The organism is Rhizobium sp. RAF56, assembly GCF_052113965.1.
In the GTDB taxonomy this organism is placed as follows: Bacteria; Pseudomonadota; Alphaproteobacteria; order Rhizobiales; family Rhizobiaceae; genus Rhizobium.
Window position 1 is genome coordinate 389146 of record NZ_JBFRDU010000001.1, and the last position, 16067, is coordinate 405212.

17 protein-coding genes and 1 riboswitch are annotated in these 16067 nt (G+C 62.1%); of the genes, 10 read left to right on the forward strand and 7 right to left on the reverse strand.

Going from position 1 to position 16067, the window contains the following annotated elements:
• Positions 1-8: 8 nt before the first annotated feature.
• From AB4048_RS01805 to crcB, 3 genes are all read right to left on the reverse strand, one after another.
• On the reverse strand, positions 9-662 hold the full coding sequence (locus AB4048_RS01805) for an HAD-IA family hydrolase (protein WP_442200186.1): 654 nt from the start codon (positions 660-662) through the stop codon (positions 9-11).
• Positions 659-1654, reverse strand: a complete 996-nt coding sequence (locus AB4048_RS01810; protein ID WP_442200187.1) for an RluA family pseudouridine synthase — start codon at positions 1652-1654, stop codon at positions 659-661. The genes AB4048_RS01805 and AB4048_RS01810 overlap by 4 nt, the downstream gene beginning before the upstream one ends.
• A gap of 129 nt (positions 1655-1783) precedes the next feature.
• On the reverse strand, positions 1784-2161 hold the full coding sequence (crcB, locus tag AB4048_RS01815) for a fluoride efflux transporter CrcB (protein ID WP_442200188.1): 378 nt from the start codon (positions 2159-2161) through the stop codon (positions 1784-1786).
• A 153-nt stretch (positions 2162-2314) separates the two neighbouring features.
• Between crcB and AB4048_RS01820 the strand changes: the two genes are divergently transcribed.
• Positions 2315-2587: a hypothetical protein gene (locus AB4048_RS01820; protein WP_442200189.1), complete on the forward strand. Its 273-nt coding sequence runs from the start codon at positions 2315-2317 to the stop codon at positions 2585-2587.
• Between the two features lie 49 nt (positions 2588-2636).
• Here AB4048_RS01820 and AB4048_RS01825 read toward each other — a convergent pair whose 3' ends face one another.
• Both AB4048_RS01825 and AB4048_RS01830 read right to left on the reverse strand, forming a co-directional pair.
• Complete coding sequence (locus AB4048_RS01825) at positions 2637-3626, reverse strand: DUF1775 domain-containing protein (protein ID WP_442200190.1); 990 nt, start codon at positions 3624-3626, stop codon at positions 2637-2639.
• A gap of 73 nt (positions 3627-3699) precedes the next feature.
• Positions 3700-4080, reverse strand: a complete 381-nt coding sequence (locus tag AB4048_RS01830) for a hypothetical protein (RefSeq protein ID WP_442200191.1) — start codon at positions 4078-4080, stop codon at positions 3700-3702.
• A gap of 127 nt (positions 4081-4207) precedes the next feature.
• On the opposite strand from AB4048_RS01830, the gene AB4048_RS01835 reads away from it, so the two are divergent.
• From AB4048_RS01835 to AB4048_RS01855, 5 genes are all read left to right on the forward strand, one after another.
• A complete protein-coding gene (locus AB4048_RS01835; RefSeq protein WP_442200192.1) occupies positions 4208-4396 on the forward strand; it encodes a DUF3008 family protein in 189 nt (62 codons plus the stop codon).
• 113 nt (positions 4397-4509) lie between these two features.
• Positions 4510-4596, forward strand: a riboswitch (glycine riboswitch).
• A gap of 153 nt (positions 4597-4749) precedes the next feature.
• Entirely contained in the window at positions 4750-5889 is a 1140-nt protein-coding gene (gcvT, locus tag AB4048_RS01840) for a glycine cleavage system aminomethyltransferase GcvT (protein WP_442200193.1), read from the forward strand.
• A gap of 70 nt (positions 5890-5959) precedes the next feature.
• A complete protein-coding gene (gcvH, locus tag AB4048_RS01845; protein WP_442200194.1) occupies positions 5960-6322 on the forward strand; it encodes a glycine cleavage system protein GcvH in 363 nt (120 codons plus the stop codon).
• Positions 6322-9186, forward strand: a complete 2865-nt coding sequence (gene gcvP / locus AB4048_RS01850; RefSeq protein WP_442200195.1) for an aminomethyl-transferring glycine dehydrogenase — start codon at positions 6322-6324, stop codon at positions 9184-9186. Before gcvH ends, gcvP begins: the two co-directional genes overlap by 1 nt.
• Before the next feature lie 104 nt (positions 9187-9290).
• Positions 9291-9536 (forward strand): DUF982 domain-containing protein, encoded by a 246-nt coding sequence (locus AB4048_RS01855; RefSeq protein WP_442200196.1) that lies wholly within the window; start codon positions 9291-9293, stop codon positions 9534-9536.
• An 87-nt stretch (positions 9537-9623) separates the two neighbouring features.
• Here the strand turns inward: AB4048_RS01855 and AB4048_RS01860 are convergent, their stop codons facing one another.
• A complete protein-coding gene (locus AB4048_RS01860; RefSeq protein ID WP_442200197.1) occupies positions 9624-10526 on the reverse strand; it encodes an adenylate/guanylate cyclase domain-containing protein in 903 nt (300 codons plus the stop codon).
• Positions 10527-10823: 297 nt separating this feature from the next.
• Between AB4048_RS01860 and AB4048_RS01865 the strand changes: the two genes are divergently transcribed.
• Complete coding sequence (locus AB4048_RS01865) at positions 10824-11267, forward strand: SRPBCC family protein (protein ID WP_442200198.1); 444 nt, start codon at positions 10824-10826, stop codon at positions 11265-11267.
• Positions 11268-11359: 92 nt separating this feature from the next.
• On the forward strand, positions 11360-11773 hold the full coding sequence (locus AB4048_RS01870) for a hypothetical protein (RefSeq protein ID WP_442200199.1): 414 nt from the start codon (positions 11360-11362) through the stop codon (positions 11771-11773).
• 101 nt (positions 11774-11874) lie between these two features.
• On the opposite strand, the gene AB4048_RS01875 is transcribed toward AB4048_RS01870, so the two are convergent.
• Positions 11875-12462, reverse strand: coding sequence for a PH domain-containing protein (locus AB4048_RS01875; RefSeq protein WP_442200200.1), 588 nt, complete (start codon positions 12460-12462; stop codon positions 11875-11877).
• Between the two features lie 280 nt (positions 12463-12742).
• Here AB4048_RS01875 and AB4048_RS01880 point away from each other — a divergent pair, with 280 nt between their 5' ends.
• Positions 12743-13534 (forward strand): SDR family NAD(P)-dependent oxidoreductase, encoded by a 792-nt coding sequence (locus AB4048_RS01880; RefSeq protein WP_442200201.1) that lies wholly within the window; start codon positions 12743-12745, stop codon positions 13532-13534.
• A 523-nt stretch (positions 13535-14057) separates the two neighbouring features.
• The gene (locus tag AB4048_RS01885; RefSeq protein WP_442200202.1) at positions 14058-15650 is read left to right on the forward strand and encodes an arylsulfatase; all 1593 of its coding nucleotides are present in this window, start codon (positions 14058-14060) and stop codon (positions 15648-15650) included.
• Positions 15651-16067: the final 417 nt, after the last annotated feature.

Sequence of the window (16067 nt, forward strand, 5' to 3'; positions counted from 1 at the left end):
GCGTCACCTCAGGCAATGTGGCTCAAAAGATCGTTCGGATGATGCGCAATCGCATCGGCGCCGTGCTGAAGCAGGTCGTCGACCGACGCATAGCCCCAGGCTACGCCGATCGCGGTTGCACCTGCAGCCTTGGCCATCTGCATATCGTAGATCGCGTCGCCGATGACAAGGGTGTCGCGCGCATCCATGCCGGTCTCGGCGCAGCATTCCGTCACCATCGCCGGATGCGGCTTGGAAGGGCAGTCATCCGCCGTCCGTGTCACGATGAAATGGGGCGCGAAACCGTTGTTGTCGAGGATTTGCGTAAGTCCACGGCGCGATTTTCCGGTGACGGCGCCAATCAAGAGGTCATCATGCGTGGCAAGCGTCTCGATCAGCGGCTTGATGCCGTCGAAGAGCGGCGTCTGCATCCCCGGCAGGTCCCGGACATCGGGATAGATGGATTTATAGTGCGCCATCATCGCCACCGCCTCGTCGTCCACATGCGGCTTGCCCTGCATGCGGGCGATCGCGATGTCGAGCGTCAGGCCGATGATCGCCTTGGTGGCAGCAATATCGGGACGCGGATGGCCGAAGGCGACGAAGGTGCGCGCCATAACCTCGTGGATCAGGCGTGCGCTATCGACAAGCGTCCCGTCGCAATCGAAGAGAACCAGTTTCATTCGTCATCCATTTCCGCGCTGGCGAGATCGAAGCCAAGCAGGTTCCAGGTCTGGACCATATGCGGCGGCAGCGGCGCGGTGACGCGAAGGCGGCCGCCGCTCGGATGCGGTATGTCGATGCGGCGGGCATGCAGGTGCAGCCGCTTCTGGACACCGCCCGGAAAATCCCAGTTGGGATCCTCGATGAAATATTTCGGGTCGCCGATGATCGGGTGGCCGATGTGGAGCGCATGGACGCGCAACTGATGCGTGCGCCCCGTATAGGGCTCCATTTCCAGCCAAGCGAGGTTTTGGGCGGCGGTCTCCAAGACGCGGTAGAACGAGACGGCGTGATCCGCCCCCTCCTCGCCGTGCTTGGCGATGCGCATGCGATCGCCGTCCTCGGTTTGCTCCTTGACCAGCCAGGTCGAAATCTTGTCCTCGTGCTTGCGTGGCACGCCCCTGACCAACGACCAGTAGGTCTTGTGCGTATCGCGCTCGCGGAAGGCCGCCGTCAGCTTCTGCGCAGCGCCGCGTGTACGCGCGACGACGAGAACGCCTGAGGTGTCGCGGTCGAGGCGATGCACCAGGCGCGGCTTCTCGCCTTTCGGGCTGGTCCAGGCCTCGAGCATCTTGTCGATATGACGGTTGACGCCGGAACCGCCCTGGACGGCGATGCCCGCCGGCTTGTTGAGCACGATAACCTTGTCGTCCTCGTGCAGCAGCATGCGCGCCAACAACTCGGCATCGCCGGAATGCTTGAGATCCTTGCTGGCGATCGGGCCGGTTTTTACGGCCTTGGCATCGACATCGAGCGGCGGCACGCGCACCATCTGGCCCGGCTGCACGCGGGCATCTGTCTTCACCCGCCCGCCGTCGACCCGCACCTGGCCGGAACGCAGCAGTTTCTGCAGCTGGCCGAAGCCGAGGCCGGGAAAGTGGATCTTGAACCAGCGGTCGAGCCGCATGCCGGCTTCGTCCGCGTCGACCTTTATGTGCTCAATCCCGGCCATACCTGTTCTTTCGATGATCTCAGCGCAAACGCTGCGCCCTTCGAGGTCGCTTTAGAGCATTTTAGCCCAAAGTGGAAACCGGAATCGGCATTGGCCGCCTTTTGGCACCGCGTGTCGCCTCTTTGGCTGTCAGGCGAATGTCCGTACAAGCGTAGCGCCGCCGAAGACGGCAGCCAGGGACACGACGACACTGCTCGCAATATAGAGGAGCGCCGCCACCGTCTCGCCGCGCTCGAAAAGCACCAGCGCATCGAGCGAGAAGGCCGAAAAAGTCGTAAAGCCGCCGAGAACGCCGGTGATGAGGAGCAGCCTCAGCTCCACCGACCCGCCAAATTTGCGGCTGATCAGTTCCGCCAGCACGCCGATCAGAAAGCAGCCGACGAGGTTGACGGTCAACGTACCCCAGGGAAAGCCGGGACCGGCCACCCTGAGAGACCACAGGCCGACACCGTATCGCAGCAGAGAACCGAAAGCGCCGCCGACGGCGACCAGAAGAGCTTGCGTCATGACGCATCTCTAGCGCGCGTTTTCGACGCTGCCAATCTCTTCCGAGCGGTCGGCAGCATTTACCAACATCTCTAAAATGCCGCTGAATAAATTAGCGGGGTTGCAAATCCCGCGACATAGGATCGAAGCGATATCCGCTTTGGAATGAACCACATGGTCGAAGTCGTTACCGTATCCGCCTACACCGCCGCCTGGGCGATGGACGCCGCCAAGCAGCCGGCGCGCGTTCCGACGGCCATTGCCGCCCGCGAGGCGCGGCGCATGGAGCTTCGCCAGAAGCGTAGGGAGGCGGGCGACGCCGAAGTCGAAGCGATCGTGCCCGCCGTCCAATCCACTGCACTCGCCCTCGAACTGATGATCGAAGGCGAACGCCAGCCGCAGTCGACCATGCAGCAGGCGATCACCTCTTACGAAGAAAACAGCTAGTCGCCGCGCGGACGCGCAGCGGCTGGGCATAGCGTAGCGAGCTACGTCCTCAGTTCCCCTGCGCAGACAGCACCGGCAGCATCAGGTCGACGGTGCCCGCCTTCTCGAAGGTCAACGTGATCGCCACTGTTTCACCCTTCTTGAAAGGCGTCTTCACCTGCCGGAACATCAGGTGCAGGCCGTTCGGCGCCAGCGTCACGGTGGAGCCTGCGGCAACGGCGATGCCGTCCTTCAATTCGCGCATCTTCATGACGTTGTTTTCCATGGTCATTTCATGGAGTTCGACCTTCCCGGCCGCAGCCGAGGTCACCGAAACCAGCCGGTCGGCGGCGCTCCCGCCATTGTGGATCGTGAGATAACCGCCGCCGACGGGCTGACCGGGCAGCATGGCCTTGGCAAAGCCGCCGCTGATCGCGATGTCGCCGACCTTGGATGTGTCTCCCGCCGGTGCGGCACTGCCGCTCATGTCCATACCCGGCATGCCGTTCATGTCCATCTTCATGCCGGCCATATGGTCATGGGCCACATCACCGGCCACCTTCAAAACGGGAGCCGGGCTTTTCAGGCCGTGTGCATCGCCGTCTATCGCTACCTGATCCCAGTTTTCCACCGCGTCGCCGCAAAGCTGGCGTACCGGAAAGGCAAGCGACGTCCCCGCGCCGACGCCCGAGACTTTGCCGCGAATGACGAAGGTGTCGTAGAAATCGTCGGAGAGATTGCCACCTTTCCAGCGGATCTCGACGGCGCCCGATTTGACCGCCTCGCCGTGGTTGTCGTAGCTCTTGCGGTAGTCGCCCTTGATCACCTCGACCTCCCAGCCGGCCTTGGGCTGCGGCTTGGCGAAGACGAAGCCTTCCGGCAGCTTGACCTGCACCTCGGTGGTCGCCTTGCCGTCGCAACCGTGCGGGATCTGAAGGGTGGCGAGTATCGTGCTTTCCGGCGCCGCAACGTCGTCGAGAAAGGTCACGTGTGCTTCAGCGCCGGCAACGGCGGCACCGCAAAAGAGGGCTGCAAACCCAAGCGTCTTGATGGTTTTCATTTATTGCTCCTCGCCGGGGCCGTTTCTTGGCGGGCTCGCCGGCATCATCTGTCGTTCATTCGATGGCTGAAGATCAGACGAGCGCAGGCGGCGCGCGGGAATTCGGGCGCTCGACCGCACGTGGGACAAAGAGGACGGGCACAGTTTTTGGCGGATTACGGAGCGAGGCGAAGTCGTGGACGACCCAGGCGCCTGTGTCGGGCGTCGGAAGAATCACGCTGGCCGATAGGCGGCAAACCTCGCAATTCGGCTTGAAGGCGGCGATCGGCTTGCCGCTGTCATCGGTGACCGTGACGCAAAGCGACGCCTCAGTGCCATCAGGCAACACATACGCCGCGGCGCTATAGCCCCCCCGCTCGCGCATCTCCGGCGGCTGGTGGCCCAATCCGAGAAATAGGATCGCGACGGCGCACAACATGCGCAATGTGATCGCCGCTCTTAGCCCTGCCCGCATCGGATCCTCCGCAACAACGCCATAAGGCGTTTCGGTGTTTTTGCAAAGTCCGAGTTGGACACGAGTGGAACATCGCGCCCCCCGAGGGGTTTTCGCAACACCTGGAAACGCGACATGGAGAACGAAGATGCCGGCAAAATCCAAGGCGCAGCAGAAGGCGGCGGGTGCCGCCCTTGCCGCCAAACGCGGCGACATAAAGAAATCCGAACTCAAGGGCGCATCGAAGGAAATGGTCGACAGCATGTCAGAAAAGCAACTCGAGGAGTTCGCCTCGACGAAGCGCAAGGGCCTGCCGGCCCACAAGAATGGCAGCTGAGCCAAAGGCGGCGGCGGCGATCCGGATTCCCGTCCGGGTCGCCGTCACGACAAAAATTTATTTCACGGCGACATTTGCCCCTTGCCAAGGTCGGTTGCCGCCGGATAATTGCGCCGACCCAGTTGGGAGAAACCGGCATTGCCGGTGCCGAAGGAGCAACCGCCCCGGAAACTCTCAGGCAAAAGGACCAGCGGGGGCAGACGGAACTCTGGAGAGAAGCGCTTCCACGCGCTCGCCGAAGGGATAACAATCTCAGGCGCCAAGGACAGAGGGGGCTCAAAGACCTGGGTGCGACCGCGCCTTCGAAACTGAGCCCGCGCTTGCACGCCAAGCGCAAAAACCGGAGGCGTCACTTGGACGAGACCGCTGCCCTTAGGAAGACCCCTCTTCATGCCCTTCACGTTTCGCTCGGCGCGCGCATGGTGCCGTTTGCCGGCTATGACATGCCGGTGCAATATCCCGCGGGCGTATTGAAGGAACACCTGCAGACCCGCAGTTCCTCTGGCCTTTTCGACGTATCGCACATGGGGCAGGTCCTCGTCCGCGCACGTTCGGGCAAGGTCGAGGATGCGGCGCTCGCGCTCGAAAGCCTCGTCCCGGTCGACATTTTGGGGCTAAAGCCAGGCCGCCAGCGCTACGGCTTCTTCACCGACGAGAACGGCGGCATCCTCGACGACCTGATGATCGCCAACCAGGGCGACCATCTGCTGGTGGTCGTCAACGCCGCCTGCAAGGACGCCGACCTTGCCCATATGCGCAAGCATATCGGCGATAGCTGCGACATCACCCTTCTCGACGACCGTGCCTTGCTCGCCCTGCAGGGACCGCGCTCACAGGCTGTCATCGCCGAGCTCTGGGCCGGGCTGCACGACATGAAGTTCATGGACGTGCGCGAGGTCAGCCTGCACGACGTGCCTTCGGTCGTCTCGCGCTCCGGCTATAGCGGCGAAGACGGCTTCGAAATCTCGGTCCCCTCCGACAAGGCCGAGACCGTGGCAAAGTGGCTGCTGGAGCATCCCGACGTGCAGCCGATCGGGCTCGGCGCGCGTGATTCGCTTCGCCTGGAAGCCGGCCTCTGTCTCTATGGCAACGATATCGACACCAGCACCTCACCGGTGGAGGCGGGGCTCGAGTGGGCGATGCAGAAGGCGCGCCGCAGCGGCGGCATCCGCGCCGGCGGTTTTCCGGGCGCATCCCGCATCCTTCGCGAGCTGGAATCCGGTGCGGCCCGCCGCCGCGTCGGCCTGAAGCCGGACGGCAAGGCGCCGGTTCGCGGCCACGCGAAGCTTTATGCGGATATGGAAGGCCAGACCGAGATCGGCGAAGTCACCTCCGGCAGCTTCGGCCCCAGCGCCGATGGCCCGGTCGCCATGGGCTACGTGCCAGTCAGCCACGCAGCACCCGGCACGCGGATCTTCGCGGAGGTACGCGGCAAGTACCTGCCCGTCATCGTCGCGACGCTGCCTTTCGTGACGCCGACCTACAAGCGCTAAAGGCCACCCCGCGAGCGGGGCGAAGGTGCCGGCACCCGAAATACGTCAACACCGAGAGAGGAACAAACACATGCTGAAATACACCGAAGAACACGAGTGGCTGAACATCGAGAACGGCGTCGCGACCGTCGGCATCACGGCTTATGCGGTCGAGCAACTCGGCGACCTCGTGTTCGTGGAGCTGCCGGAAGTGGGCGCGAGCTTCGCCAAGGGCGGCGATGCCGCAACCGTCGAATCCGTGAAAGCAGCGTCCGAAGTCTATTGCCCGCTCGACGGCGAAATCACCGAGATCAACGAAGCCATCACCGCCGACCCATCGCTGGTCAATTCCGATCCGCAGGGCGCCGGCTGGTTCTTCAAGTTGAAACTCAAGAATATCTCCGATGTCGATGCTTTGCTTGACGAAGCTGCCTACAAGGAGCTCACGGCATAATGAATACGCCCACCGAATTTACGTTCACGGACTACCAGCCCTACGACTTTGCCAACCGCCGGCACATCGGTCCGTCGCCGTCCGAAATGGCCGACATGCTGAAGGTCGTCGGCTTCAGCAGCCTCGACGGGCTGATCGATGCGACGCTGCCGCCTTCCATACGGCAGAAGGTGCCGCTGACCTGGGGCGCGGCCATGACCGAGCGCGAAGCGCTCGACCGGCTGCGCGAGACCGCCAACAAGAACAAGGTTCTGGTCTCGCTGATCGGCCAGGGCTATTACGGCACGATCACGCCGCCGGTGATCCAGCGCACCATCCTGGAAAATCCCGCCTGGTACACGGCCTATACGCCCTACCAGCCGGAAATCAGCCAGGGCCGCCTGGAAGCGCTCCTGAACTACCAGACGATGATCACCGACCTCACCGGCCTCGACGTCGCAAACGCATCGCTTCTGGACGAGGCGACGGCTGCGGCCGAGGCCATGGCCATGGCAGAACGCGTCTCGAAGACCAAGGCTCAGGCCTTCTTCGTCGACGCGGAATGCCATCCGCAGACGATCGCTCTCATCCGCACCCGCGCCGAGCCGCTCGGCTGGTCCGTGATCGTCGGCGATCCCTTCAAGGATCTCGATCCGGTCGACGTCTTCGGCGCGATCTTCCAGTATCCGGGCACGCATGGCCGCATCCATGATTTCAGCGGCCTGATCGCCCGCCTTCATCAGGCCGGTGCGATCGCCGTCGTCGCCGCCGACATCCTGGCGCTGACGCTTCTGAAGTCGCCCGGCGAAATGGGCGCCGACATCGCCGTCGGCTCGTCGCAGCGCTTCGGGGTTCCGGTCGGCTATGGCGGCCCGCACGCCGCCTATATGGCGGTCAAGGATGCACACAAGCGCTCCATGCCCGGCCGTCTCGTCGGCGTTTCGGTCGATGCGCGCGGCAACCGCGCCTACCGTTTGTCGCTGCAGACCCGCGAACAGCATATCCGCCGCGAAAAGGCGACCTCCAACATCTGCACCGCGCAGGTGCTTCTCGCGGTCATGGCTTCTATGTACGCCGTCTTCCACGGCCCCAAGGGCATCAAGGCGATCGCCCAGCAGGTCCACCAGAAGGCCGTGCTGATGGCCAAGGGGCTGGAGAAGCTCGGCTACATCGTCGAGCCCGAGACCTTCTTCGACACGATCACCGTCGACGTCGGCCACATGCAGGGGCTGATCATGCGGGCGGCGGTCGCCGAAGGCGTGAACCTCAGGAAGGTCGGCGAAACGAAGATCGGCATGACCCTTGACGAGCGCTCGCGCCCGGCGACGCTGGAAGCCGTCTGGCGCGCCTTCGGCGGCAATTTCAAGCTCGCCGATTTCGAGCCCGGCTATCGCCTGCCGGAAGACCTGTTGCGCACGAGCGACTACCTCTCGCATCCGATCTTCCACATGAACCGCGCCGAGAGCGAGATGACCCGTTACATCCGCCGCCTCTCGGACCGCGATCTTGCGCTCGATCGCGCCATGATCCCGCTCGGTTCGTGCACGATGAAGCTCAACGCCACGGCCGAGATGCTGCCGATCACCTGGCCGGAGTTTTCCGATATCCACCCCTTCGTGCCTGAAGATCAGGCGCTCGGCTATCGCGAGATGATCGACGACCTGACGGAGAAGCTTTGCTCGGTGACCGGCTACGACGCCTTCTCGATGCAGCCTAATTCCGGCGCTCAAGGGGAATACGCAGGCCTGCTCACCATCCGCAACTACCATATCGCCAACGGCGAAGGTCAGCGCGACGTCTGCCTGATCCCGACCTCCGCGCACGGGACAAACCCGGCCTCGGCGCAGATGGTCGGCATGAAGGTGGTCGTGGTCAAGGTTCGCGACAACGGCGACATCGACCTCGACGATTTCCGCGCCAAGGCGGAACAGCATGCGGAAAATCTCTCCTGCTGCATGATCACATATCCCTCGACGCACGGCGTGTTCGAGGAAACGGTGAAGGAGATCTGCGACATCGTCCACGGCCACGGCGGCCAGGTCTATCTCGACGGCGCCAACATGAACGCCATGGTCGGTCTCTCCCGCCCCGGTGACATCGGCTCCGACGTTTCCCACCTCAACCTTCACAAGACCTTCTGCATTCCGCATGGCGGCGGCGGACCGGGAATGGGCCCGATCGGCGTCAAGGCACATCTGGCACCCTACCTCCCCGGCCATCCGCAAACGGACGGACGGCCCGGCGCCGTCTCGGCGGCCGCCTTCGGCTCGGCTTCGATCCTGCCGATCTCCTGGAGCTACTGCCTGATGATGGGCGGCGAGGGCCTGACGCAGGCAACCAAGGTGGCGATCCTCAACGCCAACTATATCGCAGCCCGCCTGAAGGGCGCCTACGACGTGCTTTACAAGTCCGAGACCGGACGCGTCGCGCATGAATGCATCATCGACACGCGCCCGCTGGTCGATAGTTCAGGCGTTACCGTCGACGACGTCGCCAAGCGCCTGATCGACTGCGGCTTCCATGCGCCCACCATGAGCTGGCCGGTCGCGGGAACGCTGATGATCGAGCCGACCGAGAGCGAGACCAAGGCAGAACTCGACCGCTTCTGCGAAGCGATGCTGGCGATCCGCGAGGAAGCGCGCGACATCGAGGATGGTCGGATGGACAAGGCCAACAATCCGCTGAAGAACGCCCCGCACACGGTGGAAGACCTCGTCGGCGAATGGGACCGCCCCTACAGCCGCGAACAAGCCTGCTTCCCCCCGGGCGCCTTCCGCGTCGACAAGTATTGGTCTCCCGTAAACCGCGTCGACAACGTCTACGGCGACCGCAACCTCATCTGCACCTGCCCACCGGTTGAGAGTTACGCGGAAGCGGCTGAGTGATACTTTGCCCAAAACCCTTCCCACTCGTGGGGAGGGTTCTCGCCCGCATAGACGAAATAATGAAAAGGCCAAATCCAATGCCCACGGACCAAAGCGAAGCCAGAATGCAAGCTCCCTGGTCGAAACCGGTTCTGCTCGCCCTCGAAGAACCCGGAAAGTACGAGACCATCGCCACCACCCAGGCCGCGTCCTGGGTGATGATCGAGGACTGGCCGATCGAGGACGGCCCCGCCCTCGACCGCGCCCTCCTGATCTGCGCCGACGTCATCAAGGGCAAGCGCACCGGCGAGGAGGCGCGCAAGGCATTCATCGAAGCCGCGATCGAGGCGGGCATCGAAATTCAGACCTGATCGGCGCGAAGGCGAATAAAGCCGACGCCGCCTGTTGGCGGTCAGCCGGAAACCCACTTTATCTCGGGCAAAACTACGCGTGTGGGATCAGTTGCGCCTCGCCACCCAGCGAATGCCGATGACGACGGCGAAGGCGAGAAGGGGCCATACAGCCCAGAATGTCCCACTCCACGACAGAAGGTTGATGCAAACGATCCCCACGCCGACGGCGGCTAGGGTGGCGATGTTCGGATCGATGCGGTTCTGGCGCCTCGTCCAGATCATCGCCCAGGCGAAGGCGAGCGCGAGGACCGGCCAGGTGGCCCAGAATTCGCCTTGCCAGGTCAGCAGATTGACCGCGACCAAGGCGACGGCAACCACGGCAAGCACACCAAGTTTTCCGCGCATGCCGGCGATTGCCCGGCGCGTGGATTTTGCCGGAGCCGGACGCGGCTCCTCCGGTGCCGGGTATCGTGCAAACCCGATGTTTTCACCGATCCGCACGGCATAGCTCGGGACGGCATCCTCGACGTTCTTCACCTTCAGGGGGCCGAGGAATTCGAAGCCGACGGCGATTTTATTGCGGACCTGATCATAGACGGTGTTGGAGATGACGATCCCGCCGGCGGCCGCCGTTGCCTGCAGGCGTGCGGCGACATTGACGCCATCGCCGTAGATATCGTCGCCTTCGACGATCACGTCACCGAGATTGATGCCGATCCGAAACAGCATGCGTCCTTCAGCCGACCGCGCGCCGTTCAATTCCGCAAGCTCGTTCTGCACGTCCACGGCCGTGCGCACCGCTTCGACCACGCTCGGAAACTCGGCGATCAATCCGTCGCCCCACGTGTTGATCACGCGTCCGCCATGCGCCCCGATGAGGCGGGACATCGCATCGCGATACCGCTTGAGCGTCGCAAGGGTGCCTTCCTCATCGGCCCCCATCAAACGCGTATAGTCCTGAACATCGGCGGAGAAGATCGTCGTCAGCTTGCGCTGCGTTGTGTTCATGATGTCTCGACCCTACCTGAAATTGGCCAGCAAAGGCGATCAACCGTCTGAAGCACCGCCACGCGCACCAAATCTATGCGGCAATGGCCTCGTCGCGAAGAGGAAATCTTGGTTCGGCAACATCGGCGAGGCGGCGCGATCTTGTCTTGCGCATCAGCGCCGTTTGCGCAAACCATGTCACTGACGTCGCACGTTGCTCGAAATAATTTTACGTCAACAGAGATTTACCCCTGTCGGATTGGCAATGCTTCGCTCGTCCTTGGGTCGTCCATTTCATCAATTCAAGGGATCACGACCATGCCCAGCACCATACGCCTTCACCGCGTCCTGGCCACCAGCCCGCAGAAAATCTATCGCGCGTTCATCGAGGCGGACGCGCTTGCCAAATGGCTTCCGCCCAACGGCTTTGCCTGCACCGTGCATCACCTGGAACCGACCGTCGGCGGCACGTTCAGAATGTCGTTCCGGAATTTTACGACGAACCAGAGCCACGCCTTTGGCGGCGAATATCTTGAACTCGTCCCAGGCGAACGCCTGCGCTACACCGACAGGTTCGACGACGCCAATCTGCCTGGCGAAATGGAGGTCGTGGTGACCCTCAAGAAAGTTTCGGTCGGGACGGAAATGCATGTCACGCAGTCCGGCGTGCCTGATGTCATTCCACCGGAGGCTTGCTATCTCGGCTGGCAGGAGTCTCTGAAAAATCTGGCAAGGCTGGTGGAGCCGGAGATCAACGAATAGCGCCTGGCGATCGCGGATGGCGCTTTCCCTGAGCAGCCAGTAGTGCGTTGCGAGCGCCCATAATGGCTGGCATCGGTATCAACGGAGGCAAAATGCTTGCGAGGATAGGAACCAAGACCAAGCTGCTGCTTTCGGTGACGGGTACGATTGAGGCCGCGACAGGCATAGTGCTGCTGGTGGTGCCTTTGCCACTGGTCGAACTCCTCCTCGGAGCAGCGCCCGATGCTCCTGTCGATCTAGCGGTCAGCCGAGTGGCCGGCGGGGCCATACTCGCCCTCGGCGTGGCCTGCTGGTTGGCGCGGGAAGATGCCGAAGCGAAAGCCGCAAAAGGATTGGTCGTGGCGATGCTCCTCTACAATGTCGCCGTCATCGCCGTCCTGGCTTTCGCTTGGCTCCATGGTGTCTCGGGTATCGCCTTATGGCCTGTGGTCGCTGGCCACGTGGTGCTGGCGGCCTGGTGCGCTGCGTGCGGGCTAGCGCCAACCCGCGCCGTGCCGCACCACTGAACGAGATCGTCTGGCTCAAACGTCTGCTGTCGGCGCAAGCGGCCGAGGTCACCTGCCGGTCCGAAGCGGATGCCAGGAGTGATCTGATGGCGCAAAGACGCTCATTGACTTGCTCTGGGACTTGCTCCGGCATCCAATCCTGCCCGCAGTTTACGACTGGCCTGCATTACCGTCTCGAAGACTTTGGACGGCGTTGTGATCCCAAGAAACTGGGGAACTGCATCAAGCGACGGGACCCAAGCTAACATCGAGCGGTTGCCTGCAAACAAGGCGGATGGTCCAAATCGAATATGCCCCCTGGGATTGCCGTCGCCGATCAAATTGATTTCTGGCAGGCGATCCAGATCAATCGATGTGACGCTCGGGAAAGGTGCCGACCGGACAATGAGAATGCGTTGATCGGTTACAGCATAAGATGTCCGGCTCCTGAGCCAGGCATCGACTATAAAGCGACCGGCGAGCAGAAAGAGCCCCATGGCAACGAACATCGCGCCCCACAGTCGAAAGAAAATAGGAGCGCCCGTTGCGACGGCGGTCCCTAGCCAGAAGATAGTGAATGCAAGCCAAAGCATACTGAGAGGGATCAAAAAAGCATCTCGCCCGGTGAACAATAGGCCTTGAGCCGGAGAACCCGCCCAAAGAACGCATTCTCCGGACATCAATCTGTTCTTCACGCCATCACCGCTCATTGCACTCGCCCTCAGAAAATCTTCAATCGAAGATAGCAGCCAGGAATTAATGCCTGCCTAAGTCGATATGTAGGTTTTGATGACATGTCTTGCGCGAGCGGATGTGTATTCTCGGCCCAAAGCGGCCGTTGATACCGCGAGTGGTACAAGAATACGACCGCATCGGGCGTAGGGCCTCGAAGTCGTCTTAGAGTTCGCCAGATCAACCGCCTGCCAGGCCGTTGCGAGACTGCAAAACTGACTATAGGTTTTCGTCATCCAACCTCGACAGGAGCAGAAAATGCAAATCGATCTCACTGGCAAGAGGGCGCTGGTCACAGGCTCGACGGAAGGCATCGGCTACGCAATTGCCCGCCAGCTTTCAAGGGCGGGAGCGGATGTCGTGATCAACGGCCGGTCAGAGGACAAGACCGCAAAGGCCGCCGAACGTCTCAAAGGCGAAGGCGCCAGAGGCAGTGTCAAATCCGCCGCCGCCGACCTCTCAACCGCCGAGGGGTGTGCGGCACTTGTCGCCCAAATTCCTCAGGTAGACATCCTGGTCAACAACGCCGGCATCTTCCAGCCGATCGACTTTTTCGACGCCGGTGACGAGGTCTGGGATCGTCACTGGCAGGTCAACGTCATGTCCGCCGTCAGGCTCTCCCGCGCCTATCTTCCAGGTATGCAGAAATTGAACTGGGGCCGCGTGATATTCCTGGCCTCCGAATCCGGTTTCAACATTCCGGTCGAGATGATCCACTACGGCGTCAGCAAGACCGCCGACATCGCCGTCGCCCGTGGTCTCGCCAAGCGCATGGCTGGCACGAATGTCACCGTGAACTCCGTACTCCCCGGCCCCACGCTTTCCGAAGGCGTGGAAGCAATGCTTGCCGATGAGCAAGCGAAAACCGGGTTGCCGCTGGAGGAGATCGCTGCCGCCTTCGTCAAGCAACATCGCGGCACCTCGATCATTCAACGTGCCACGAGCGTCGAGGAAGTCGCGAACTTAGTGACATATCTTGCGTCGCCCTTCGCTTCCGCGACCACGGGAGCGTCCGTTCGCGTTGACGGCGGGGTCATCGATACTCTCTGACAGCAGACTTTTTCACTGACATACCGGGTTTGAACGACCTAGACCTGCAGGCAGCAAGGACAGCGCGCTTGATCGGTGAAACGCGACGATTCCATGGTTGCCGGTCCCGGTGTTCCGCGCCTCCAATGGCCGCCTCGTGCCATTGGCGGCGCAAACCGGACCAGAGCTCTCTTCCGCTGTCGGCCCTAGGCGGACAGCGCATAGATCGTGGCGGCCCGGCCCCCTACTCTCAGGGAGTCAGCGAACCGAGGCTGCCCACGTTGCGCTGGCGGCCCGGTGTGCTGCGACCGCCCTCTCCTGCCGCCCCGAAGCGGCGTGCCGGCGCCCGTAGTTACTGTAACGTACTTACCCGGTTGCTCGGCTTACTTATGCTTTCGTTCAGATCGTCAAACACCTGTGCCGCAAGCTCAACTCAATCGGCATCGGCTCACATTCGACGACCAGATCGGCAACACCTACGTCGCGGTGACGAGTAACGAGCGGCGGTGATCACCTTCCGCGAGCAACGAGGGAGCAAACCAGCATGAACATAGCGAAACTTCGCGCCTTCGTTTTCCAGACGGCGGTCATCGCGGCAATCCCGACCCTTGCGCTCTCGCAATCCGTGTTGTCAAAAGCGGTCCGTACCAGTGAAAGCGCCGAACCCGCCCTGGTGCATACCGACCAACAGGCGGCGGCCCAGCAGAAGCTTGACGCGCTTTACCGCCATTTGGGCAGGCGGCCCAATATCGTCTGGCTCGTCATCGACGACATGGGTTGGGGCGACCCCGGCGCCTATGGCGGTGGCGCTGCGATCGGGGCGGCGACGCCAAACATCGATCGCCTCGCTCGCGATGGATTGAAGCTCACCTCGACCTATTCGCAGCCGACCTGTACGCCAACCCGTGCAGCTATCCTGACCGGACGGCTTCCGGTGCGCACCGGGCTCACCCGCCCCATCCTCGCCGGCGACAAGCTGACCAAGAACCCGTGGGCGGATGAGATCCCGCTGCCGAAACTGCTCGGCGAGGCGGGCTACGCTACCATCCTCTCCGGCAAGTGGCATGTCGGCGAGCAGGTCGGTATGCGACCCCACGACGTGGGGTTCGACGAATTCTACGGGTTCTACGAAGCCGAGAAGGAAATCAGCCAGGGCGTCGACAAACGCCGTTACCCCGATCTCGTGCTGAACCCCGAGCGGCTGGCCATGCTGCGCGCGACGGGATCGAGCACCGCGCTCGTTCATGGTTTCAAGGGCGGTGAGACAACCGAGGTGGAGCAGATCGACAGCATCGAGAAGATGGCAGAGGGCGATCGGACGCTGAAGGAATTCACGGTCGCCAAGATAGCGGATCTCGCCAAGGGCGACAAACCGTTCTTCCTGGAGCACTGCTTCATGAAAGTGCATGCCGACAACTTCGCGTCCAAGGCGTTCGAGGGAAAAAGCGGCAGCAAATATCCATACAAGGACGACGTGGTTGAGGTCGACGCCTATGTCGGCGAAATCGTCGATGCGCTCGACAAGGCCGGGGTGCTCGACAACACTTTCATCTTCGTCACTTCCGACAACGGACCGCAGCTCGATAGCTGGCCGGATAGCGGCTACACGCCGTTTCGCGGCGCCAAGGGCTCGGCCTGGGAAGGAGGAGTGCGCGTGCCCGGCATCGCCTATTGGCACGGCACGATCGCGCCGGGTCGGGAAAGCGATGAGATTTTCGATCTGATGGATCTTTACAACACATCGCTGGACCTCGCCGGCATCAAGGATAAGATTCCGGCTGACCGCTACATCGACGGCATCGACCAGACTTCGTTCCTGCTCGCCGACAACGGCAATTCGAACCGGGAGAAGGTCTACATCTGGAACGAGGCCAACCTGATGGCGATGCGGATGTACGAGTACAAGATCCACATCAAGATCGTCGAAGAAAAGGCGCAGTGGCTGAACATCGACATGACCACCGTCTCGGACGTGGGCCTCGCGCCATGGCTTTTCAATCTCTACATCGACCCGAAGGAACAGTACCCGGTCGGCCACCGGATGAACGCTTTCCTGGCGTCCATGGCGGCGGAAATGAAAGCACATGCGGCGACGTTCAAGAAATATCCACCGAAGAACATCGGGCTTGGACAATAGGCTTTGAATAGAGCGACTGCGGGTCCGCCGATGGCGCCAAGGGGCGTCGCGTGACGTGGCAGGGGAAGGGGATCGACAGACGTTCATGTCGCAAACAGGATAACAGCCGGGCATGAAACGAACGTCCGATCACGCAAATTCAATCACTTAATCATTTTTTCATCCCCCTTGCTCGCAGCCATGCCACAATCCCTCCGTCCCGCCATCGGATACACCGCGAGGCGTCGCGGCGAGGCGGGATCGGCGCTTGGGGTTGGGGAAGGACGTAAGCCCTTTCCTCGGGGGTCCGCAGAAAAAGGTCTCCCTCCGGAGACGGCGGCGGCGTGGAGACGCGTTGTCGGGTTTCGCTCCGGACGTGCCTGTGCGGCACACATGGTTTCTCGCTGCCGATGGAGGTGGCGAGGGTCGCAGAGAGAC